Source organism: Streptomyces griseobrunneus (genome assembly GCF_046713465.1).
Taxonomy (GTDB): domain Bacteria; phylum Actinomycetota; class Actinomycetes; order Streptomycetales; family Streptomycetaceae; genus Streptomyces; species Streptomyces microflavus.
The window spans coordinates 7,152,679-7,174,323 of sequence record NZ_CP177080.1 but is presented as its reverse complement, the minus strand read 5'-3'; the positions used below and the strand labels follow the sequence as shown (position 1 = coordinate 7,174,323).

Sequence of the window (21,645 nt, the reverse complement as noted above, 5' to 3'; positions counted from 1 at the left end):
ATCCTCGCATGCGGGCGGGAGAACTCCGTGCGACCGGGAGGCGCTTGGAACCCAGCCACTAAGTTGATTAGTATGCGTGGCTCAGCCTCCGCCCGGCCGTCCCGCCGGCGGACGAGGAAGAAGGAGCCCGCCTCAGTGGCGTCCCACCGTCGTCCCAAGCAGCCCAGCCACGGTTACGCCGTGCTCACGGCGACCGCAGCGGTGAGCGTCGCGCTGTCCGCCCCGTCGGCGTCGGCCGATCCCCTGCCCGATCCGAACAAGAAGGGCGTGCAGGCACAGATAGACCGCCTGTACGAGGACGCGACCCAGGCCACCGAGAAGTACAACGGGGCCAAGGAGACGGCGGAGAAGCTCCGACGGGAGGCCGACAACCTCCAGGAGGCCGTGGCCCGCAAACAGGACGACCTCAACGAGCTGCGCCGCGCGCTCGGTTCCGCGGCCACCGCCCAGTACCGCAGCGGCGGCCTCGACCCCTCGGTCCAACTGATGCTCTCCTCCGACCCCGACGCCTTTCTGAACGAGGCGTCGGTGCTCGACCGGCTCGGCTCACGTCAGTCGGAGGCGCTCCAGCGATTCCTCTCGGAGCAGCGCGCCCTGCGGCAGCAGCGCACGCAGGCCGGCGCGAAGCTGGCGGACCTCCAGGACACCCGGAAGGAACTGGGGAACCGGAAGAAGGAGATCCAGGGCAAGCTGGCACAGGCGCAGCGGCTCCTCAACACGCTGACGGCCAAGGAGCGGGCCGATATCGCCGCCAAGGAGGAGCGCGCCAACCGCTCCAGCGAGCGGGTCGAGCTCGGCAACGAGGCCAGCGCTTCGGGCATCACCGCCGCGGCCTTCCAGGCGGCGAAGACCAGGGTCGGCCTGCCGTACGTGTGGGGGGCCACCGGCCCGGGGTCGTTCGACTGCTCCGGTCTGACCTCCTGGGCGTTCCGCCAGGCGGGGGTGAACCTGCCGCGCACCTCCCAGGCCCAGGCAAACGCCGGGACCCGGATCAACTCCTTGAGCGCGCTCAAGCCGGGCGACCTCATCATCATGCGCACGGACCTGAGCCATGTCGGCTTCTACGCCGGCAACGGCCAGATCCTCCATTCGCCGAAGCCGGGGGCCCAGGTGCGCTACGAGTCGATCGCCCGCAGCGGGATGCCCTTCATGTGGGGCGTACGGATCTGACGGAGGCGACTGTCACCCGAGTCCGGCGTGGCACGTCAGCAGGACGGGCAGCAGCGGAGCCATGAGCGCGCCGGTGCCGACCGTGCAGCGCAGGGCGGGATGCGCGCTGCGGGGTGGCACCAGAACGCGCTTCAGGCGGATCAGCACCGTCTCGCCGCCGACCGCGAGCGCCCCGCGCGGCGCCCGGCCGGAGGCCAGCGTGAACATCGCTGTGGCCAGCGCGTTCTGCGGGCTGCGGCGCAGCGCGCGGTCGTCGGCGGCCATCTCCAGCAGCAAGGGGATCTGCTCCCGCAGATACCGGGCCAGGGGCACCCCGGGGAAGATCCAGGCGAAGGCGTGGGCCACCGCGAGGACGAGGTGGTGGCGGCCGTGGATGTGGGCCCGTTCGTGTTCGACGACGGCGCCGAGCTCGGCACGGGTGAGGGCGTCGACGGCGCCGCTGCTGAGGACGATCCTCGGGCGGCGGCCCGGGAGGCAGTAGGCGGCGGGCCGGGCGTGCTCCACCACGGTGGCCCGCAACCGCGCCGAGGGGCGGCCCACCTTGTCCAGGACGTCGCGGTGCCGGGCGCGGGCCGTGTACGCCCGTACGGTGTGGAGGGCGAAGCCGGCCATGTGGGCGGCGACCAGCACGACAAGCGCGATGAGCCCCCAGGAGGGCTGTGCACCGCCGGTGGACGGGCCGAGCCCCAGGGCCGCCCGGCAGGAGTAGAGGACTCCGTGGAGGTGCGCCCCCGGGGTGGCGAGGTGCGCGACGGCCAGCTGGACGCAGACCGAGAAGGACACCGCGAGGGCGAACCACACGGCGACAGCCAGCAGGGGCGCGCGCCGGGGCCAGTCGCTGCGGAGCAGCACGTGTGGGGCCAGCACGCCGACGGCGGCCGCGTAGCCGAGGAAGGCGGGGGCCGCGTTCACAGCTCGCCGCCGCGTCCCGTGGCGCGCAGCGCCTCGCGCAACGCGGCGACCTCCTCGTCACTCATCCGTTCGACGAAGTGGACGAAGGCGGCAGAGCGGTCCCGGCTCGCCCCCAGGGCGTCCTCCATGAGGGCCGCGGAATACGCCTCACGGCTGCGCACCGGTGTGTAGAGCCACGCCTGCCCCTGCTTCCGCCGGGTCAGCCAGCCCTTGTCGTGGAGGATCGTGGCCACGGTCATCACCGTCGTGTAGGCGGCCGGGCGGCGGAGGTTGATGTCGTCGACGATCTCCCGGACCGTCGCGGGCCTGTCCCACTTCCACAGGCAGTCCATGATCTCGGCTTCGAGCTCTCCGAGCCGTCGCATTCCCCGTCCCTCTTCCGTCCGCTCCGCGCCCTTCTTGCGCCCGGGTTCACATACTAGGTTCGCGCGGCCGTATCAGGGGGCGCGCGAACCTCTCCTGGGGCCCGTTCACCGCAGCCGGGAGGCGGACCGGGCCGCATCCGGTGAGGATGAGGAGTGCATCGGCCGGTATACGGGGCAGGCGAGCGCAGAACCACGCAAGCCCGAGAAGGGACGCAGACCGTGGCACCACCCAGGATTCTCGTCGTCGGCGCCGGCTTCGCAGGTGTCGAATGTGTACGACGGCTGGAGCGCAGGCTCGCTCCGGGCGAGGCCGAGATCGCGCTCGTCACACCGTTCTCCTACCAGCTGTACCTGCCGCTGCTGCCCCAGGTGGCCTCCGGTGTGCTCACCCCCCAGTCGGTCGCGGTCTCCCTGCGCCGCAGCCGCCGCCACCGCACCCGGATCATCCCCGGCGGAGCGATCGGCGTGGACCCGAAGGCGAAGGTCTGCGTCATCCGGAAGATCACGGACGAGATCGTGAACGAGCCGTACGACTACATCGTGCTGGCCGCCGGCAGTGTGACCCGGACGTTCGACATCCCCGGGCTGCTGGACCACGCCCGCGGGATGAAGACGCTGGCGGAGGCGGCGTACGTACGCGACCACGTCATCGCCCAGCTCGATCTGGCAGACGCCAGTCACGACGAGGCCGAGCGGGCCTCGCGGCTCCAGTTCGTGGTGGTCGGCGGCGGTTACGCGGGCACGGAGACGGCCGCCTGCCTCCAGCGCCTCACCACCAGCGCCGTCAAGCACTATCCCCGGCTGGACCCGAAGCTGATCAAGTGGCACCTGATCGACATCGCGCCCAAGCTGATGCCGGAGCTGGGCGACAAGCTGGGGCGGGCCGCCCTGGAGGTGCTCCGCAGGCGGAACATCGAGGTGTCGCTCGGGGTCTCCATCGCCAGGGCCGCTGCGGAGGAAGTGACGTTCACCGACGGTCGGGTGCTGCCCTGCCGGACGCTGATCTGGACCGCGGGGGTGGCCGCCAGCCCGCTGATCGCCACGCTCGGCGCGGAGACCGTACGCGGCCGCCTCGCCGTGACACCGCAGCTGAAACTGCCGGGCGCGGACGGGGTGTTCTCCCTCGGTGACGCGGCGGCGGTGCCCGACCTGGCGAAGGGTGACGGGGCGGTCTGCCCGCCGACCGCACAGCACGCGATGCGCCAGGGCAAGGTGATGGCGGACAACCTGATCGCCTCGCTGCGCCATCAGCCTCTCAAGGACTACGTCCACAAGGATCTGGGGCTCGTCGTGGACCTCGGCGGCAAGGACGCCGTGTCCAAGCCGCTGGGCATCGAGCTGCACGGGCTGCCCGCGCAGGCCGTGGCGCGTGGCTACCACTGGTCGGCGCTGCGGACGAATGTGGCCAAGACCCGGGTCATGACGAACTGGATGCTCAACGCGGTCGCCGGTGACGACTTCGTACGGACCGGGTTCCAGTCGCGCAAACCGGCGACGCTGCGGGACTTCGAGTACACGGACGCCTATCTGACGCCCGAGCAGATCAAGGAGCACATGGAGTCGTCGGTCATCAAGCACTGAGCACCGGCTGAGCGCGCCCCCGTTCGTCAGGGGGCGCGCTCAGCGCTGTCGTGAGAGGACCGTCTCCACCGTGTCCGCCTCCTGGGCGGTCTTGTCCTCGCGGTAGCGCAGGACCCGGGCGAAGCGGAGGGTGACGCCCGCCGGGTAGCGGGTGGAGCGCTGGAGTCCGTCGTAGGCGATCTCCACGACGAGTTCCGGGCGTACGGTCACGATGTGTCCGTCCTCGCCGGTCGCCAGCTCCCGCAGCTTCTCGGTCTGCCACTCCAGCAGTGCGTCGGTGAGCCCCTTGAAGGTCTTGCCGAGCATCGCGAACGTACCGTCGGGGCGTCGCGCGCCGAGGTGGAGGTTGGAGAGCTTGCCGGTGCGCCGGCCGCTCCCCCATTCGGCGGCCAGCACCACCAGGTCCAGGGTGTGCACCGGCTTGACCTTGAGCCAGGAGGCGCCCCGGCGGCCCGCGCTGTAGGCGGCGGCCAGGTCCTTGACCACCACACCTTCGTGACCGCGTTCCAGGGTCTCGGCGAGGAACGCCTCGGCGGCCCGGCGGGCCTCGGCGTCCCCCGCGTCGGGCACCAGGGCGCGCCGGACCCGCAGGTGCTCGGGGACCAGCCGGGCCAGGGCGGCGTGGCGCTCGGCGTAGGGGAGGTCGAGCAGGTCCTCGCCGTCGGCCGAGAGGGCGTCGAAGAAGACGGGGACGATCGGTACGCCGGCGGCCGCGGCGGCCACGTCACGCCGCGAGCCCACCCGGGCGGCGGTCTCCTGGAACGGGCGCGGCCTGCCGTCGTCGCCGAGCGCGATCACCTCGCCGTCCAGGATGAAGCGCCCGGTCTCCAGTGCGGCCACGGCGGCGACCACTTCGGGCAGCCGGTCGGTGATGTCGTCGAGGGTCCGGGTGAAGGCGCGGACCCGGTCACCGTCCCGGTGCACCTGGACCCGGATGCCGTCGAGCTTCTCCTCCACGGCGCAGGGGCCCAGCTTGTCGACGGCCTCGGTGACCGAGGCGGCGGTGTGGGCCAGCATCGGTTGCACCGGCCGCCCGACGGTGAGGCGGAAGGCGGCGAGCGCACCGGGTCCTTCCGCGAGGAGACTCCGGGCCACTTCCTGGAGCGATCCGGCGAGCATCACGGCCCGGCGGACGTCGGCGGGCGGGGCCTCGGCGGCCCGGGCCAGCGCGTCGGCGGCGACTGCGTCCAGGGCGCCCTGGCGGACCTCCCCGGTGAGCAGGGCCCGCAGGAAGTGCTGCTCGTCTGCGGTGGCGGCGGCGAACAGGGCGCGCAGCCGCTCGCGGCGCAGGGCCTGGGAGCCGCTGCCGGAGACCGCCGCCAGCGCGGTCAGCTCGGCGTCGACGCCGGTGACGGTGAGCGTGGGCTCGGAGGCGGGCTCCACGGGATCGCCCAGGCTCCGCCAGCCGACGCCGATGCGGCCCTGGGGCAGCCGTCCGGCGAGGTACGGGATGACGACAGGGACGTCATCGGGTCCGGCGTCCCGGAAGAGCGCGGCGAGGAGCGCCACCTTCTTGGACCGGGCGGAGGTGGCGGCGACCTCCAGGGAGACCTGGGCGAGCTCGGCGAGCAGCATGCGGCCATGGTGCTACGGGCCCGGGCGGCAGGCGCGTCGGGAAGACGGCGCGTCCGTCATATGTAGTTGAGCGCGGCGGCCCCGCCCACTCCCCCGAGCACCATGAACGCGGGCATCAGCACCTTGAGCTCCACCCAGCTGCCTGCCCGGAACCGCATGAACTTCGGAGGGCCGAGCGGGTACCAGCGCTTGCCGGCGATCGGGAGCGGCCACAGGATCGGGCACCCCGAGACGGTCAGCGCGTCCCCGATGTCGTGGACCAGGGCACCGAGCACGATGGGCAGGCCGAGCCACATGTACTCCTGGCCGGGGGCCTCGAAGAGCCAGCCCGCACCGTTGCCGGGCTGGTCCAGGACGCCCGCGAGGATCCAGGCGCTGGTGGCGCCGAGCAGCCAGACGAGGACGTCGCTGGAGACCCGGGCGGCCCGCCAGAGCAGGCCCTCGACGGCGAGCACCAGGTGGACGAAGAGGATCGCGAGGACCGCCCAGCGCCCGCCGGTGATCGCGGCGAAGGAGCAGCCGGCACCCATCAGGACGGCGAAGAACCAGGTGTGGGTGAGGGTGCGGTGGCCGCCAGTGCGGCGGGGGTCGGCCTTGCTCTTGGTGGCCTTGTAGACGGCGTAGGAGAGCTTGTCGGCTATCTCGCAGAGCCCTTTGGAGAGCGGGCCGAAGGCGCGCGAGATGGTGGCGGACTTGTGGTCGAGGTCGGGGGCGAGCGCGGCTCCCGCGCAGATCAGCGCCCCGACGACCAGGACGGGCCAGGGCATCGTGTGGCCTGCGGCGGCGGCCGCCGCACCCACCCCCAGCCAGGCCGCTGCCCCTGACAGAGAGTGTGCCGGTCCCATCATGGTCTCTTCCGCCCCCAGAGCGTGGTGCGCCCATCGCCGGTGCGGCGCGGGCTGATTGAGAGCGCAGCGTATCGCCCGTGATCTTCGTGCGGTCCGCCGGTTCCCTCATCCGGGCGGAAGACAGGCAAGATGGGGGGTGTGACCCTCATCGACCAGCTGCCTAAGACCCCCGACCCGGACGCCCTTTTCGAGGCCTTCTCGTCATGGACCGAGACCCAGGGCATCACCCTTTACCCGGCTCAGGAGGAGGCGCTGATCGAGGTGGTCTCCGGGGCGAACGTGATCCTTTCCACCCCGACCGGCTCCGGGAAGAGCCTGGTGGCGGCGGCCGCGCACTTCACCGCGCTGGCCCAGGACAAGGTCACCTTCTACACCGCGCCGATCAAGGCGCTGGTCTCGGAGAAGTTCTTCGACCTGTGCAAGCTCTTCGGTACCGAGAACGTCGGCATGCTCACCGGTGACGCCTCGGTCAACGCGGACGCCCCGGTGATCTGCTGTACGGCCGAGGTGCTGGCCTCCATCGCGCTGCGCGACGGGAAGTACGCCGACATCGGCCAGGTCGTGATGGACGAGTTCCACTTCTACGCCGAGCCGGACCGGGGCTGGGCCTGGCAGATCCCGCTGCTGGAGCTGCCGCAGGCCCAGTTCGTCCTGATGTCGGCGACGCTCGGCGACGTCGCGATGTTCGAGAAGGACCTGACCCGGCGCACCGGCCGCCCCACCTCCGTGGTGCGCTCGGCGACCCGCCCGGTGCCGCTGAGCTACGAGTACCGCTTCACGCCGATCACCGAGACGCTGACCGAGCTGCTGGACACCCGGCAGTCGCCCGTCTACATCGTGCACTTCACGCAGGCGGCGGCCGTCGAGCGGGCGCAGTCGCTGATGAGCATCAACATGTGCACGAAGGAGGAGAAGGAGAAGATCGCCGACATGATCGGCGGCTTCCGCTTCACCACCAAGTTCGGCCAGAACCTCTCCCGGTACGTGCGCCACGGCATCGGGGTGCACCACGCGGGGATGCTGCCCAAGTACCGCCGCCTGGTGGAGAAGCTGGCCCAGGCGGGTCTGCTGAAGGTGATCTGCGGTACGGACACGCTCGGCGTCGGCGTCAACGTACCCATCCGTACGGTGCTGTTCACGGCGCTCACCAAGTACGACGGCACCCGGGTGCGGACCCTGCGCGCGCGGGAGTTCCACCAGATCGCGGGGCGCGCCGGGCGGGCCGGGTTCGACACGGCCGGGTTCGTCGTGGCGCAGGCCCCCGAGCATGTCATCGAGAACGAGAAGGCCGTCAAGAAGGCGGGCGACGACCCTAAGAAGAAGCGCAAGGTGGTCCGCAAGAAGGCCCCCGAGGGGTTCGTCGCCTGGTCGGAGACCACCTTCGACAAGCTGATCACCTCCGAGCCCGAGCCGCTGAACTCGCGCTTCCGGGTCACGCACACCATGCTGCTCGCGGTGATCGCCCGCCCCGGCAACGCGTTCGAGGCGATGCGGCATCTGCTGGAGGACAACCACGAGCCGCGCCGGGCGCAGCTGCGGCACATCCGCCGGGCCATCGCCATCTACCGCTCGCTGCTGGACGGCGGGGTGGTGGAGCAGCTGGAGACGCCGGACGCCGAGGGGCGGATCGTGCGGCTGACGGTCGACCTCCAGCAGGACTTCGCGCTGAACCAGCCGCTGTCCACGTTCGCGCTGGCCGCGTTCGACCTGCTGGACGCCGAATCCCCGTCGTACGCGCTGGACATGGTCTCGGTCGTCGAGTCGACGCTGGACGATCCCCGGCAGATCCTCGCCGCCCAGCAGAACAAGGCGCGCGGCGAGGCCGTGGGCCAGATGAAGGCGGACGGGGTCGAGTACGAGGAGCGGATGGAGCGGCTCCAGGAGGTCACGTACCCCAAGCCGCTGAGCGAGCTGCTGTGGCACGCCTACGACGTGTACCGCACGAGCCACCCGTGGGTGAACGACCACCCGGTGTCGCCGAAGTCGGTGATCCGGGACATGTTCGAACGGGCCATGACCTTCACGGAGTTCACCTCGCACTACGAGCTGGCCCGGACCGAGGGCATCGTGCTGCGGTATCTGGCGAGCGCGTACAAGGCGCTGGAGCACACGATCCCGGACGACCTGAAGTCCGAGGACCTGCAGGACCTGATCTCCTGGCTCGGCGAGATGGTCCGCCAGGTCGACTCCAGTCTGCTGGACGAGTGGGAGCAGCTGGCCAACCCCGAGGTGGAGACCGCCGAGCAGGCCCAGGAGCGGGCGGACGAGGTCAAGCCGGTCACGGCCAACACCCGCGCCTTCCGGGTGCTGGTGCGCAACGCGATGTTCCGGCGGGTGGAGCTGGCGGCGCTGGACCGGGTGCGCGACCTGGGCGGGCTGGACGGCGACTCCGGGTGGGACGAGGACGCTTGGGGCGAGGCGATGGACGGGTACTGGGACGCGCACGAGGATCTCGGCACCGGACCGGACGCGCGCGGCCCGAAGCTGCTGAAGATCGAGGAGGACCCGGCGCACGGTCTGTGGCGGGTCTGGCAGGCGTTCGCCGACCCGGCGGGCGACCACGACTGGGGCATCAAGGCCGAGGTGGACCTGGCGGCGTCCGACGAGGAGGGCCGGGCGGTCGTCCGGGTCACCGAGGTCGGCCAGCTGTGAGAAGTCCCCTGTTGAGCGAGTGGACGCGGAAGCGGAGAGGTACGGCATGACGAATCCGGCCGAGCGCCTGGTCGACCTTCTCGACCTGGAGCGGATCGAGGTCAACATCTTCCGCGGCCGCAGCCCGGAGGAGTCCCTGCAACGGGTCTTCGGCGGGCAGGTCGCGGGCCAGGCGCTGGTGGCGGCGGGCCGCACCACCGACGGGGAGCGGCCGGTGCACTCGCTGCACGCCTACTTCCTGCGGCCGGGGCGTCCCGGGGTGCCGATCGTCTACCAGGTGGAGCGGGTGCGGGACGGGCGGTCCTTCACCACCCGCCGGGTGACCGCCGTCCAGGAGGGCCGGACGATCTTCAACCTGACGGCGTCCTTCCACCGCCCCGAGGAGGCGGGCTTCGAGCACCAGCTGCCGCCGGCCCGGATCGTCCCGGACCCGGAGGAGCTGCCGACGGTCGCGGACGAGGTGCGCGAGCACCTGGGCGCGCTGCCGGAGGCGCTGGAGCGGATGGCACGGCGCCAGCCCTTCGACATCCGGTACGCGGACCGGCTGCGCTGGACGCAGGAGGAGATCAAGGACGCCGATCCGCGCAGCGCGGTGTGGATGCGCGCGGTGGGCCCGCTGGGCGACGACCCGCTGGTGCACACCTGCGCGCTGACGTACGCGAGCGACATGACGCTGCTGGACGCGGTACGCATCCCGGTGGAGCCGCTGTGGGGTCCGCGCGGCTTCGACATGGCGTCCCTGGATCACGCCATGTGGTTCCACCGGCCGTTCCGGGCGGACGAGTGGTTCCTGTACGACCAGGAGTCGCCGATCGCGACGGGCGGGCGCGGACTGGCGCGCGGCCGGATCTACGACCGTTCGGGGCAGCTGCTGGTGTCGGTGGTGCAGGAGGGGCTGTTCCGGCGGCTGGAGAAGTAGGGGCCCGGCTCAGATGCCGGGCAGCGGGTCCTGCTCGACCTCGTGGCGGCGGGTGCGGATGTCCGGCGGCGCGGGGTGCAGCTTGGCGTCGCAGGACGGTCCCAGGCCGGTGCGGCGGGAGTCGGCGCCGGTGAGGGGGCGGCCGCAGAGGCGGCAGCGGACGAGGCGGCGCCCCGGGGGCGTCCCGTCGTCGGCCGCCGGGCCCCGTGCGGCGGCTCCGTCGGCCCCGGGCAGCGGTTCGGGGAAGGCATCGGTGTGGTCCACACCCCGATCTTCCCCGTACGGCTCGGTGGCCGCGCGCGGGGGTGGCGGGTCTCACCGGCGGTCGCGCTCCCGGTCGAGCGCCTCGTCCAGGGTGCGGGCCGCCATGATGAGCGAGAGATGGGTGAACGCCTGGGGGAAGTTGCCCAGTTGTTCGCCACTGGGGCCGATCTCCTCGGCGAACAGGCCGACGTGGTTGGCGTAGGTGAGCATCTTCTCGAAGGTGTAGCGCGCCTGCCGCAGACGCCCGGCCCGGACGAGCGCGTCGACGTACAGGAAGGTGCAGAGGCTGAAGGTCCCCTCCGAGCCGCGCAGCCCGTCGGGGGAGGCGGCCGGGTCGTAGCGGTAGACGAGGCTGTCCGAGACGAGGGTGCGGTCCATGGCGTCGAGGGTGGACAGCCAGCCGGGATCGCGCGGGGCGAGGAATCCCACCCTCGGCATCAGCAGCAGGGACGCGTCGAGCACGTCGTTCTCGTAGTTCTGGACGTAGGCCTGCCGGGTCTCGCTCCAGCCGCGCTCCACCACCTGTTCCAGTACGGCGTCCCGCGCCCGGGTCCACCGGGCCGTGTCGGCGGGCCTGCTGAACTGTCCGGCGAGCTTGAGCCCCCGGTCGAAGGCGGCCCAGCACATGACCCGGCTGTAGGTGAAGTCCTTGCGCCCGCCGCGGGTCTCCCAGATTCCCTCGTCGGGGCGGTCCCAGGACTCCGCGAGCCAGTCCAGGGTGCGGGAGAGGATCTTCCATCCCTGGTAGCCGGCCTGGATGCCGACCTCGCGGCCCTCGGACAGCGCGTAGAGCGCTTCGCCGTAGATGTCGAGCTGGAGCTGGTCGGCGGCGGCGTTGCCGAGCCGCACCGGGTGGGAGCCCCGGTACCCCTCCAGGTGCCCCAGGACCTCCTCCGCGTCCAGTGGCCGGCCGTCGACCCGGTACATGATCCGCAGGGCCTCGCCGCCGCTGTCCTGCCGGTCCCGGAGGCGGTCGCCGAGCCAGTGGGTGAAGGCGGTCGCCTCGTCGACGAAGCCGAGGTCCAGCAGGGCCCGTACCGACAGGGAGCCGTCCCTCACCCAGGTGTACCGGTAGTCCCAGTTGCGTTCACCGCCCAGCTGTTCGGGCAGTCCCATGGTCGCCGCGGCGACGGGTGCGCCGCTGGGCTCGTAGGTGAGGAGCTTCAAGGTGATCGCGGAGCGGTTGACCATGTCGAGCCAGCGGCCGTGGTAGCGGGAGCCGCGTACCCACCCCTGCCAGAAGTCGACGACGTCCCAGAGCTGGTCGGTGATCCCCTCGACGGTGGGGCGCGGCGGCTCGGGGCCGTCGGGGCCGCAGAGCGTGAGGACGGCCCCCGCGGTCTCCCCCGCGTTCAGGGTGACGCCGCCGACGGCGTCCTGGCCGTCCCGGGTCAGGGGGAAGGCCGTCTGGAGATGGGCCGTGATGCCCGGCGCCCGGAAGACCGCTCCGTGCCCCGTCAAGCCCAGCGCCAGCTCGTGGGCGGCCCGGCCGTAGTCGAACCGGGGCCGGCACTCCAGGCCGAAGCGCACGGTGCCGCGCACCGAGCGCACGGCGCGGACCAGCGTGTGCCGGTCGGTCGGCCCGCCGGAGCGTACCGGGGTCATCCAGTCGAGGACCTCGCCGACGCCGTCGGGGGCCATGAACCGGGTGACGACGACCGCGGTGTCGGGGTAGTAGAGCTGCTTGCAGGTGTGGGCGCCGCCGTCGGGCGACAGCCGGAAGAAGCCGCCGCGCTCGTGGTCGAGCAGGGCGGCGAAGATGCTGGGCGAGTCGAATCTGGGGGCGGCGAACCAGTCGACGACTCCCCGTGAGGAGATCAGGGCGGCCGTCTGCAGGTCGCCCACGAGTCCGTGGTCGGCGATCGGCGGATACCGGTCCATGAGCCTTTCCTCCCGGTCGGGCCCCCGTGCCCCTCACTATCCGGCACTCCCGCCCCGGGTGCGCGGTGCGCGTCCGTGCCGACGGGTCCGGGGCCGGGTGCCCGGTTTGCCGAACGGGGCCGGGGCCGCGTTACTGGAATGAGCCCCCGTGCAGTCGGCCGGGGAGCTCCGCCCCACGGAGCCGGGAACCGCGGAGGTGGCGGTATGGACATGATCCACATCCGCGCGGTGAGCCCGCCCGGGCTGACCGACGAGGTGGTCGGCCTGCTCGCGGACGATCCGTGCGTGCTCAACCTGATCGTGCAGCGGGACGCGGCCCGCAATCCGGACGGGGATTCCATCGCCTGCGACGTGCTGACCGGGGCGGCCAACGACGTACTGCACCGCCTGCGCGGCGTCCAGCTCGACCAGCGGGGCTCCCTCGTCATCGAACCGGTCGACATGGCCTTCTCCGGCAGGGCCACCGAAGGGGGACGGCGGGAGCTCGGCCCGCTGAGCCGGGCACCGGTCTGGGAGCAGGTCGAGGCACGTATCAGGTCCGAGGGGCGGTATCCGCCGAGCTTCTATCTGTACCTGGTCGTCGCCGGGATGATCGGTTCGGTCGGCATCGTCACGAACTCGCAGATCCTGATCGTGGCGGCGATGGTGGTGGGGCCGGAGTACGGCGCCATCGTGAGTGTCGCGCTGGGGATCGACCGGGGCCACCGGGCCATGGTGCGGAGCGGTCTGGCCGCCCTGGGCACCGGCTTCCTCCTCACCGTGGTGGTCACGTTTCTCTTCGCGCTCCTCATCCGTGGCTTCGGGCTGCAGTCGGAGGCCTTCGACCGGGGGCTGCGCCCCGTCTCCAACCTCATCAACACGCCGAACTTCTTCTCGGTCGCCGTCGCCACCCTGGCCGGGATCGTCGGGATCGTGTCGCTCACCGAGGCCAGGACGAGCGCCCTGCTCGGTGTGTTCATCTCCGTGACGACGATCCCGGCCGCCGCAGACATCGCGGTCTCCACCGCGTTCACCAGCTGGAGCGATGTGCGGGGTTCGGTCATCCAGCTGCTTGTGAACATCCTGGTGCTGATCGTGGTGGGCGCGGCCACGCTCAAGGCCCAGCGGGCGATCTGGCAGCGGGTCGGCCTCCGGCGCGACCGTCTTCGCCGGCCCGCCTGAGTGGCCCGACGAACTCCGGAAGGGGTATCCCATGGACCAGGAAGCTGTAACGTCCCTACGCGTCTCACCTCGTGCGACACCGGCCGAGCGGGCGGCCCTCGGCAGGGCGGCCCGCCGCGCGGCTCCCCGTTCGAGCCACGCCGGGTTCACTCCCCCGCCGGGGCGACCCGACCCGCTGGCCCTCCTCGACGCGCAGTCCGCGGACCGGGTTCCCGAGCTGGTCCCGATCCGCTACGGCAGGATGACCGAGTCCCCGTTCCGCTTCTACCGGGGCGCGGCCGCGGTGATGGCGGCCGACCTGGCCGGCACACCGGACTCCGGGATCCGGGCCCAGCTGTGCGGCGACGCCCACCTGATGAACTTCAGGCTGCTGGCCTCGCCGGAGCGGAACCTGGTCTTCGACATCAACGACTTCGACGAGACGCTGCCGGGCCCCTGGGAGTGGGACGTCAAACGGCTGGCGGCCAGTCTCGTCATCGCGGCGCGGGCGAACGGCTTCACGGACCGGGAGCGGGCCGGCATCGTGCGGGCCTCGGTCCGGTCGTACCGGGAGTCGATGGCCCGGTTCGCCGGGATGCGCAATCTGGACGTGTGGTATGCGAAGACCGATGCCGAGGGGCTGCGTACGGTGGCGGCGGAGCGGTTGCCCGGGCGCGGCCGCAGGAACCTGGACCGGGCGCTGCGCAAGGCCCGTTCGCGGGACAGCCTGCAGGCTTTCGGCAAGCTCGCCGAGGTGGTCGACGGGCGGCTCAGGATCGCCCCGGACCCGCCGATGGTCGTCCCGCTCACCGATCTGATGCCCGGCGTGGAGCGCGACGCGGTGCACCGGCGGTTCCGCGGGATGGTCACGAGCTACAGCGGCAGCCTGGCGTCCGACCGGCGCACTCTGCTGGAGGATTTCACGTTGGTCGACGTGGCCCGGAAGGTCGTCGGGGTGGGCAGCGTCGGCACCCGGTGCTGGATCATCCTGCTGCTCGGCCGGGACGGCGGGGACCCGCTCCTGCTCCAGGCCAAGGAGGCTGGCCCGTCGGTGCTGGCCGAGCACACCGGGGCGAGCCGGTACGGGAACCAGGGCGAGCGGGTGGTCGCGGGCCAGCGCCTGATGCAGGCCTCCAGCGACATCTTCCTCGGCTGGGAGCAGGTGGACGGCATCGACGGCCGGCGCCGGGACTTCTACGTCCGCCAGCTGCGCGACTGGAAGGGCATCGTCGAACCGGAGTCGATGGTGCCGAAGGGGATGCGCACGTTCGGCGAGGTGTGCGGTGCCACGCTGGCCCGCGCCCACGCCCGGTCCGGGGACCGGATCGCCATCGCGGCCTACCTGGGGAGGAAGGACACCTTCGACCGGGCGATCGCCACGTTCGCGGAGGCGTACGCGGACCGGAACGAGCTCGACCACCGGGCGCTGGTCGACGCGGTGCGCTCCGGCCGGCTGCCCGCGGAGGGTGCGGTGACCGGTTGACCCGGCCGGGGCGCACCGGCGACCTCCTGGACGGCCCTCCGGGGCCGGGCGGCTGACCTTCGGCGCGGGAAGGCGTGTCCCGGGCCGCCGGGCGGCTGTCGGTCGGCCGGTGCGTGATATCCCGGCGTGAACCCGTGGGGCGCGGTCCCTTCCCCACGGACCGCCCGTTCCGCACGGACGTCATGCCGAGGAGTCGAGATCATGCCGGCCAAGCCCGCGGGCACACCCGTCACTGGACCGGCGGACCCGTACGCGCCCGTCCGTACCCGGCGCTACGTGGGGCTGCTGGTGATGGCGGCCGCGCTCGGGGTGCCCGTCTCCGCGATCGCGTTCGGCTTCCTGGCCCTGGTCTCGGAGCTCCAGTCGCTGACGTACACGGAGCTGCCGAAGGCGCTGGGCTTCGAGGGGACCCCGTCGTGGTGGCCCGTCCCCCTGCTCGGCGCGGCCGGCCTCCTGGTCGGACTCACCGTCCGTCATCTGCCGGGCGGGGGCGGGCACCGGCCGGCGGAGGGGCTGGTGTCCACCGGGGCTCCGGGCGCGGCGGAGCTGCCCGGTATCGCTCTCGCGGCGCTCGTCTCGCTGGGCGTGGGAGCCGTGCTCGGGCCGGAGGCGCCCCTGATCGCGCTGGGCGGCGGGCTGGCTGTCTGGGCGGCGGGCCGCGTCAAGCGGGACCTGGCACCGGAGGCGCGGACCCTGGTCGGGGCTTCGGGGAGCTTCGCCGCGGTGAGCGCCCTGCTGGGGTCACCGCTGCTGGGCGCGTTCCTGCTGATGGAGGTGGCGGGGCTGGCCGGGCCGATGCTGGGCGTGGTCCTGGTTCCCGGGCTGCTCTCCGCGGGGGTCGGTGCCCTGATCTTCACCGGTCTGGGCTCCTGGACCGGTCTTGGCACGTACTCCCTGACGCTGGGCGAGGTTCCCCCGGCGGCGGACCCCGGTATCGCCGAGTTCGGGTGGGCGCTGGTCCTCGGTGTCGCGGCGGCCTTCGCCGGTGCGGGCATCCGCAGGCTGTCGCTGGCGCTGCAGGAACGCGTGGAGCGGCGGACGGTGGTGGCCACGGCGGCGATGGGGCTGGTCATCGGCGCTCTGGCGCTGGTGTACGCCGAGACGTCGGGCAAGGACGGTTCCGAGGTGCTGTACTCGGGCGAACACGAGCTGGGCCATCTGCTGTCGACGAGCGCGGAGTACTCGGTGGGCGCGCTGGTGCTGCTCATCGTCTGCAAGACGCTCGCCTACTGCGCCTCGCTGAGCTGCTTCCGGGGCGGTCCCGTCTTCCCGGCGATGTTCGTGGGGGCGGTGGCCGGCGTGGCGCTCTCCCACCTGCCGGGGCTGCACCTCACCGCGGGGTTCGCGATGGGCATCGGGGCGATGTGTGTGGCGATGCTGCGGCTGCCGATGACGTCGGTGCTCCTGGCGACACTCCTGCTGGGCAGGGAAGGGCTCACCGTGATGCCCCTGGTGATCGTGGCGGTGGTGGTGGCGTACGTGGTCACCCTGCGGCTGACACCCGCACCGGTGGACCGGGCACGGCCGGAGGCGGCCTAGCCGTCTCCGGCATATCGTCTCCCGCATATCAGGGACACCATCCGGACAGGAGAGATACGGCGGAGGAGCCGGATCACGTCGGCGTCCGGCGCGCCGCGCCCCGCGGATCGTCCTGCCCCGACTCCGTACCCCTCCCGACCGTTGCGCTGGAAAGGACCCCGTACCCATGACCGAGATCGTCCACGTGAGCGGCCCCGAGCTGGTCACGTACGCCGATGAGATGGCCGAGCTGCTGGTGGAGACCGTCGAGGAGGGTTCCTCGGTGGGGTTCCTGGCCCCGCTGGACCGGGAGGCGGCCGCCGTCTGGTGGCGGGAGCGCGCGGCGGCCGTGGAGTCCGGACAGGTGTCCATCTGGATCGCCCGGGAGGGCTGCCGGGTCGCCGGCACGATCGCCATGGTCCGGGCTCCGCTGCCGAACGCCCGCCACCGCGCGGAGGTCGCCAAGCTGATGGTCCGCCCCGCCGCCCGCGGCCAGGGCCTCGGCCGGGCGCTGCTGGCGGCCGTCGAGGCGTACGCCGATGTCGAGGGCATCTCGCTGCTGATCCTGGACACCGAGAGCGGCAGCCTGGCCGAGCAGGTCTACTGCAAGGCGGGCTGGACGGAGGTCGGCACGGTGCCGGGATACGCGGCCGACCCGGCGGGCAGCCTCAAGCCGACCACCTTCTACTACAAGGAGCTCGCCGCCCCGTGAGCGGCGGGCGGCACAATGGGCACCACGCACGCGATGATCAGGGAGAGTTTCATGACGCTGCACGACATTCCGCTGCACACCCTCACCGGCGAGCCGACCACCCTGGGCGCCTGGAGCGGCCGGGCCGTCCTGCTGGTGAACGTGGCGTCCAAGTGCGGGCTCACCCCGCAGTACGAGGGCCTGGAGCGGCTGCAGCAGGCGTACGGGGACCGGGGTCTCACCGTGCTCGGTGTGCCCTGCAACCAGTTCGCCGGGCAGGAGCCGGGGAACGCGGAGGAGATCCAGACCTTCTGCTCGACGACGTACGGCGTCACCTTCCCCCTCCTGGAGAAGCTCGACGTCAACGGGGCGGACCGGCACCCGCTGTACGCGGAGCTGACGAAGCTGGCGGACGCGGACGGGGAGGCCGGGGACGTCCAGTGGAACTTCGAGAAGTTCGTGATCTCGCCGGCCGGTGAGCCGGTGGCCCGGATCCGGCCGCGCAGCGAGCCGGAGTCGACGGAGGTCGTGGCGGCGATCGAGGCGCAGCTGCCCTCCTGAACAGGGGAAGGGGCCGTCCGGGACGTGTGCCCGGGCGGCCCCTTCCGTCCGTCCGTCAGCGGATCGGCATGCCCGACAGGGTCCGGGCGATCACCAGGCGCTGGATCTCGCTGGTGCCCTCGAAGATGGTGTAGATGGCCGCGTCGCGGTGCATGCGCTCGACCGGGTACTCGCGGGTGAAGCCGTTGCCGCCGAGGATCTGGATGGCCTGCGCGGTGACCTTCTTGGCGGTCTCGCTGGCGTAGAGCTTGGACATGGAGCCCTCCGCCGAGGTGAACGGCTTCCCGGTGGTCGCCATCCAGGAGGCGCGCCAGACCAGCAGCCGGGCCGCGTCGATCTGGGTACGCATGTCGGCGAGCTGGAAGGCGATGCCCTGGTTGTCGATGATCGGGCGGCCGAACTGGCTGCGGGTCTTCGCGTAGTCGAGGGCGACCTCGTACGCGGCGCGGGCGGTGCCCACGGCCATGGCGCCGACGGCCGGGCGGGACGCCTCGAAGGTGGCCATCGCCGCGTTCTTGACGCGCTCGCCGCCGGACTTGGCGCGCTCCCGGGCGCGGGCGAGGCGCTCGTCGAGCTTCTCCTTGCCGCCGAGCAGGCAGTGGCCGGGGACGCGGACGCCCTCCAGGACCACCTCGGCGGTGTGGGAGGCCCGGATGCCGTGCTTCTTGAACTTCTGGCCCTGGGAGAGGCCGGGGGTGTCCGGCGGCACGATGAAGGAGGCGTGGCCCTTGGAGCCGAGGCCGGCGTCGACGACGGCGACCACCACATGGACGTTGGCTATGCCGCCGTTGGTCGCCCAGGTCTTGGTCCCGTCGAGGACCCACTCGTCCTTGGCCTCGTCGTAGACGGCGCGCGTCCGCATGGCGGCGACGTCGGATCCGGCGTCGGGCTCGGAGGAGCAGAAGGCGGCGACCTTCACGTCGTTCGCGTCGCCGTACATCTGCGGGATCCAGGTGCCGATCTGCTCCTCGGTGCCGTTGGCGAGGACGCCGACGGCCGCCAGGCCCGTACCGACGATCGACAGGGCGATACCCGCGTCGCCCCAGAAGAGCTCTTCCATGGCCATGGGGATGCCGAGACCCGTAGGGTCGAAGAACTGCTGGGCGTAGAAGTCGAGGGAGTAGATGCCGACCTTGGCCGCTTCCTGGATGACGGGCCAGGGCGTTTCCTCACGCTCGTCCCACTCCGAGGCCGCGGGGCGGATCACATCCGCCGCGAAGCCGTGGAGCCAGTCACGGACCTGCTTCTGGTCGTCGTTGAGGTCAAGCGTGAACTCGGCCATGTTCCCCTCCATGCACTGCCGTGAAAAGCATGCGTTACTTGCGGTAACCGCAGTCTGTTACCGGACAGTAGCCGCTGTCAACCGCCCCGGAGCTGATCGACAGGGGCACCGGGCGGGGTGTTACGTTGCGCAGGCGCGAAGAAGCAGACGTGAAGAAGTTGCATGGCCAGGGGTGGGAGAGACGACATGGAGAGCACACGCGGCGCCGAGCGAGCGCGGACCGCGGCCGAGATCCGCCGCCGCGAACTGCTCGAAGCAGCGGACCGGGTGGTGCTCAGGGACGGCCCGCAGGCGTCGATGAACGCGATCGCCGCCGAGGCCGGGATCACCAAGCCGATCCTCTACCGCCACTTCGGGGACAAGGGCGGCCTCTACCGGGCGCTGGCCAAACGCCACACCGACGCCCTCCTCAGCGCCCTGCGCGCGGCCCTGGACGCCCCCGCCGAGCGCCGCGCGCGGGTCGAGGCCACGCTCGACACCTATCTCGCGGCGATCGAGGCCCGCCCTCAGGTCTACCGCTTCCTGATGCATCCCGCCGACGGAGCAGCCGAATCCGCCACCTCCGCGGAGGCCTCCCTCTCCACCGAGCAGGGCTTCGACGTCGGCCGCCACTCCGCCCCGCTGCTGCGCCGCCTCGGCGAGGAGCTGGGCCAGGTGATCGTGGAACGCGTCGACCTCGGGCCGGACGGTGAACAGATGGCGCGTATATGGGGCCATGGCATCGTCGGCATGATGCACGCGGCGGGCGACTGGTGGCTCGCCGACCGGCCCTGCTCCCGCGAGCGGCTGGTGAGCAGCCTTGCCGACCTGCTGTGGGGCCGGCTGACGGAGGCGGGCGACCGCGACGTCAAGGGCGGCCCGGGGTTCTAAACGGTGTCCTTGCGGGCCCAGTGCGCCCGGCGCGCGGCCCGCAGCGCCCGGGACCGCCGCAGCCCGGTCAGCCGGTCGGTGTAGACCATGCCCTCCAGGTGGTCGCACTCGTGCTGGAGGCACCGGGCGAACCACCCCGTCCCCGCGATCCGCACCGGCTCACCCGTCATCGTCAGGCCCTCGATCACCGCGTGGTCGAAGCGTTCCGTGCCCGCTTCCAGACCCGGAAGTGACAGACAGCCCTCCGGTCCGCGTACGGTAAGTCCGTCCGCCTCGACCAGTTCGGGGTTGACGACGTGTCCCAGATGACGGACGTCGTCGTCGTCCGGGCAGTCGTAGACGAACACTTTGAGCGGGACGCCGATCTGGTTGGCGGCGAGCCCGACACCCTGCGCGGCGTACATCGTGGCGAACATGTCCTCGACCAGCTTCGCGAGCGACGGGCCAAAATCCGTGACGTCCTCACAGGCACGGTGGAGCAACGGGTCGCCGAGCAGACTCATCTCACGGATGAGTCCGGAACTGCCGGGGATCGGGCGGTTTCGCATGGCGGTAAGCGTACGTTCCGCCGCGGCCCGGGAGTTCCCGTGGTGCCGCGGTGCGGTCGCCGCACCGGACATCGATAGGCTGGGCGCGGACCGATGCAAGGAGGATCTAGGACGATGGCAGGCAACACGGAGCCGTTGTCGCCGCGGGCCAAGCTGGCCGTGACGGCGGGCAAGGCCGCGGCGGCGGTGTCACGCGCCGCGGGGCGGGGCAGCGGATCGGTGATCGGCGGCCGGGTGGCGCTCAAACTCGACCCCGACCTGCTGGGGCGGCTGGCGCAGCACCTGGACGTGATCCTCGTGTCGGCGACGAACGGCAAGACGACGACCACCCGGCTGATCGCCGAGGCACTGGGGGCCGCCGGGCCCGTCGTGTCGAACGCGCTCGGCGCGAACATGCCCGCGGGCATCACCTCGGCGCTGGCCGGTGGCTCGGACGCGAAGTTCGGCGTGATCGAGGTCGACGAGAAGTATCTCGCCGGTGTCGCGCGCGACACCACCCCCAAGGCGATCGCGCTGCTCAACCTCTCCCGCGACCAGCTGGACCGCGCGGCCGAGACCCGGATGATGGCCGAGCACTGGCGCGAGGGACTCTCCGGCTCGAAGGCCGTGATCATCGCCAACGCGGACGACCCGCTGGTCGTCTGGGCGGCCTCCTCCTCGCCCAACGTGGTGTGGGTGGCGGCCGGTCAGGCGTGGAAGGACGACGCCTGGTCCTGCCCGTCCTGCGGCGGTGTGATGCAGCGCCCCGGCGACGACTGGTTCTGCGGGCAGTGCGGCTTCCGCCGCCCCGCCCCGAGCTGGGCGCTCAACGGCGACTACGTCCTGGACCCGCACGGTTCGGCCTGGCCGATCCACCTCCAGCTGCCCGGCCGCGCGAACAAGGCGAACGCCACCAGTTCGGCCGCCGTCGCCGCCGTCTTCGGCGTGCCGCCGCAGGTCGCGCTGGAGCGCATGTACCAGGTGCAGGCTGTCGCCGGACGGTACGACGTCGTCACCTTCCACAACCGTGAGCTGCGCCTGCTGCTGGCGAAGAACCCGGCCGGCTGGCTGGAGACGTTCTCGCTGATCGACCCGCCGCCGACGCCGGTGATCCTCTCCGTCAACGCCCGCGGCGCGGACGGCACGGACACCTCCTGGCTCTGGGACGTGGACTACACCCAGCTGGCCGGTCACCCGATCTTCGTGCTGGGCGACCGCAAGCTGGACCTCGCGGTCCGCCTCGAAGTGGCCGGTCTGGACTTCCGGGTCTGCGAGACGCTCGACGAGGCCGTGCAGTACGCCCCGCCCGGCCGCATCGAGGTCATCGCCAACTACACCGCCTTCCAGGATCTGCGCCGTCGTGTCGGCAACTGACCCCGGCCCCGGCCACCTCCGGAGAGGACGAA

General features: G+C 71.8%; 19 protein-coding genes. 11 read left to right on the top strand and 8 right to left on the bottom strand.

The genetic code is table 11. The features are described 5' to 3' along the window. Positions 1 to 135: 135 nt before the first annotated feature. Positions 136 to 1,170 carry a C40 family peptidase gene (locus ACK8N7_RS32750; protein WP_403216078.1) on the top strand — a complete coding sequence of 345 codons (1,035 nt, stop codon included), beginning with the start codon at positions 136 to 138 and terminating at the stop codon, positions 1,168 to 1,170. Positions 1,171 to 1,182: 12 nt separating this feature from the next. On the opposite strand, the gene ACK8N7_RS32745 is transcribed toward ACK8N7_RS32750, so the two are convergent. Together ACK8N7_RS32745 and ACK8N7_RS32740 are read right to left on the bottom strand one after the other, a co-directional pair. Beyond that, entirely contained in the window at positions 1,183 to 2,082 is a 900-nt protein-coding gene (locus ACK8N7_RS32745) for a M56 family metallopeptidase (protein ID WP_500444729.1), read from the bottom strand. Continuing rightward, a complete protein-coding gene (locus ACK8N7_RS32740; RefSeq protein WP_031121855.1) occupies positions 2,079 to 2,447 on the bottom strand; it encodes a BlaI/MecI/CopY family transcriptional regulator in 369 nt (122 codons plus the stop codon). The genes ACK8N7_RS32745 and ACK8N7_RS32740 overlap by 4 nt, the downstream gene beginning before the upstream one ends. 219 nt (positions 2,448 to 2,666) lie before the next feature. Here ACK8N7_RS32740 and ACK8N7_RS32735 point away from each other — a divergent pair, with 219 nt between their 5' ends. Continuing rightward, positions 2,667 to 4,028, top strand: a complete 1,362-nt coding sequence (locus ACK8N7_RS32735) for an NAD(P)/FAD-dependent oxidoreductase (protein WP_403216074.1) — start codon at positions 2,667 to 2,669, stop codon at positions 4,026 to 4,028. A gap of 39 nt (positions 4,029 to 4,067) precedes the next feature. On the opposite strand, the gene ACK8N7_RS32730 is transcribed toward ACK8N7_RS32735, so the two are convergent. Together ACK8N7_RS32730 and ACK8N7_RS32725 are read right to left on the bottom strand one after the other, a co-directional pair. Continuing rightward, positions 4,068 to 5,603: an ATP-dependent DNA ligase gene (locus ACK8N7_RS32730; RefSeq protein ID WP_403216072.1), complete on the bottom strand. Its 1,536-nt coding sequence runs from the start codon at positions 5,601 to 5,603 to the stop codon at positions 4,068 to 4,070. A 56-nt stretch (positions 5,604 to 5,659) separates the two neighbouring features. Beyond that, a complete protein-coding gene (locus ACK8N7_RS32725) occupies positions 5,660 to 6,451 on the bottom strand; it encodes a metal-dependent hydrolase (protein WP_355120371.1) in 792 nt (263 codons plus the stop codon). Between the two features lie 138 nt (positions 6,452 to 6,589). On the opposite strand from ACK8N7_RS32725, the gene ACK8N7_RS32720 reads away from it, so the two are divergent. Continuing rightward, positions 6,590 to 9,103 (top strand): DEAD/DEAH box helicase, encoded by a 2,514-nt coding sequence (locus tag ACK8N7_RS32720; RefSeq protein ID WP_500444728.1) that lies wholly within the window; start codon positions 6,590 to 6,592, stop codon positions 9,101 to 9,103. A gap of 46 nt (positions 9,104 to 9,149) precedes the next feature. Further along, on the top strand, positions 9,150 to 10,022 hold the full coding sequence (locus tag ACK8N7_RS32715) for an acyl-CoA thioesterase (RefSeq protein WP_403216068.1): 873 nt from the start codon (positions 9,150 to 9,152) through the stop codon (positions 10,020 to 10,022). A gap of 9 nt (positions 10,023 to 10,031) precedes the next feature. On the opposite strand, the gene ACK8N7_RS32710 is transcribed toward ACK8N7_RS32715, so the two are convergent. Beyond that, complete coding sequence (locus tag ACK8N7_RS32710; RefSeq protein ID WP_500444727.1) at positions 10,032 to 10,286, bottom strand: DUF6011 domain-containing protein; 255 nt, start codon at positions 10,284 to 10,286, stop codon at positions 10,032 to 10,034. Between the two features lie 51 nt (positions 10,287 to 10,337). After that, entirely contained in the window at positions 10,338 to 12,167 is a 1,830-nt protein-coding gene (locus ACK8N7_RS32705; RefSeq protein WP_403216064.1) for a glycoside hydrolase family 15 protein, read from the bottom strand. A 204-nt stretch (positions 12,168 to 12,371) separates the two neighbouring features. Here ACK8N7_RS32705 and ACK8N7_RS32700 point away from each other — a divergent pair, with 204 nt between their 5' ends. From ACK8N7_RS32700 to ACK8N7_RS32680, 5 genes are all read left to right on the top strand, one after another. Further along, positions 12,372 to 13,328, top strand: coding sequence for a DUF389 domain-containing protein (locus ACK8N7_RS32700; protein WP_403216062.1), 957 nt, complete (start codon positions 12,372 to 12,374; stop codon positions 13,326 to 13,328). A gap of 31 nt (positions 13,329 to 13,359) precedes the next feature. Beyond that, positions 13,360 to 14,790: a DUF2252 domain-containing protein gene (locus ACK8N7_RS32695; RefSeq protein WP_403216060.1), complete on the top strand. Its 1,431-nt coding sequence runs from the start codon at positions 13,360 to 13,362 to the stop codon at positions 14,788 to 14,790. Between the two features lie 201 nt (positions 14,791 to 14,991). Beyond that, on the top strand, positions 14,992 to 16,329 hold the full coding sequence (locus tag ACK8N7_RS32690; protein ID WP_403216058.1) for a chloride channel protein: 1,338 nt from the start codon (positions 14,992 to 14,994) through the stop codon (positions 16,327 to 16,329). A gap of 166 nt (positions 16,330 to 16,495) precedes the next feature. Then, positions 16,496 to 17,020 carry a GNAT family N-acetyltransferase gene (locus ACK8N7_RS32685; protein ID WP_403216056.1) on the top strand — a complete coding sequence of 175 codons (525 nt, stop codon included), beginning with the start codon at positions 16,496 to 16,498 and terminating at the stop codon, positions 17,018 to 17,020. A gap of 51 nt (positions 17,021 to 17,071) precedes the next feature. Then, on the top strand, positions 17,072 to 17,560 hold the full coding sequence (locus ACK8N7_RS32680) for a glutathione peroxidase (RefSeq protein WP_403216054.1): 489 nt from the start codon (positions 17,072 to 17,074) through the stop codon (positions 17,558 to 17,560). Positions 17,561 to 17,615: 55 nt separating this feature from the next. Here ACK8N7_RS32680 and ACK8N7_RS32675 read toward each other — a convergent pair whose 3' ends face one another. Next, positions 17,616 to 18,842 carry an acyl-CoA dehydrogenase family protein gene (locus ACK8N7_RS32675; RefSeq protein ID WP_403216052.1) on the bottom strand — a complete coding sequence of 409 codons (1,227 nt, stop codon included), beginning with the start codon at positions 18,840 to 18,842 and terminating at the stop codon, positions 17,616 to 17,618. Positions 18,843 to 19,028: 186 nt separating this feature from the next. Between ACK8N7_RS32675 and ACK8N7_RS32670 the strand changes: the two genes are divergently transcribed. After that, the gene (locus ACK8N7_RS32670) at positions 19,029 to 19,712 is read left to right on the top strand and encodes a TetR/AcrR family transcriptional regulator (protein WP_403216050.1); all 684 of its coding nucleotides are present in this window, start codon (positions 19,029 to 19,031) and stop codon (positions 19,710 to 19,712) included. Here ACK8N7_RS32670 and def read toward each other — a convergent pair. Continuing rightward, on the bottom strand, positions 19,709 to 20,260 hold the full coding sequence (gene def / locus ACK8N7_RS32665; protein WP_403216048.1) for a peptide deformylase: 552 nt from the start codon (positions 20,258 to 20,260) through the stop codon (positions 19,709 to 19,711). The two genes, ACK8N7_RS32670 and def, sit on opposite strands and share 4 nt — an antisense overlap. Positions 20,261 to 20,374: 114 nt before the next feature. On the opposite strand from def, the gene ACK8N7_RS32660 reads away from it, so the two are divergent. Further along, entirely contained in the window at positions 20,375 to 21,613 is a 1,239-nt protein-coding gene (locus ACK8N7_RS32660; RefSeq protein ID WP_015607145.1) for a MurT ligase domain-containing protein, read from the top strand. Positions 21,614 to 21,645 lie beyond the last annotated feature (32 nt).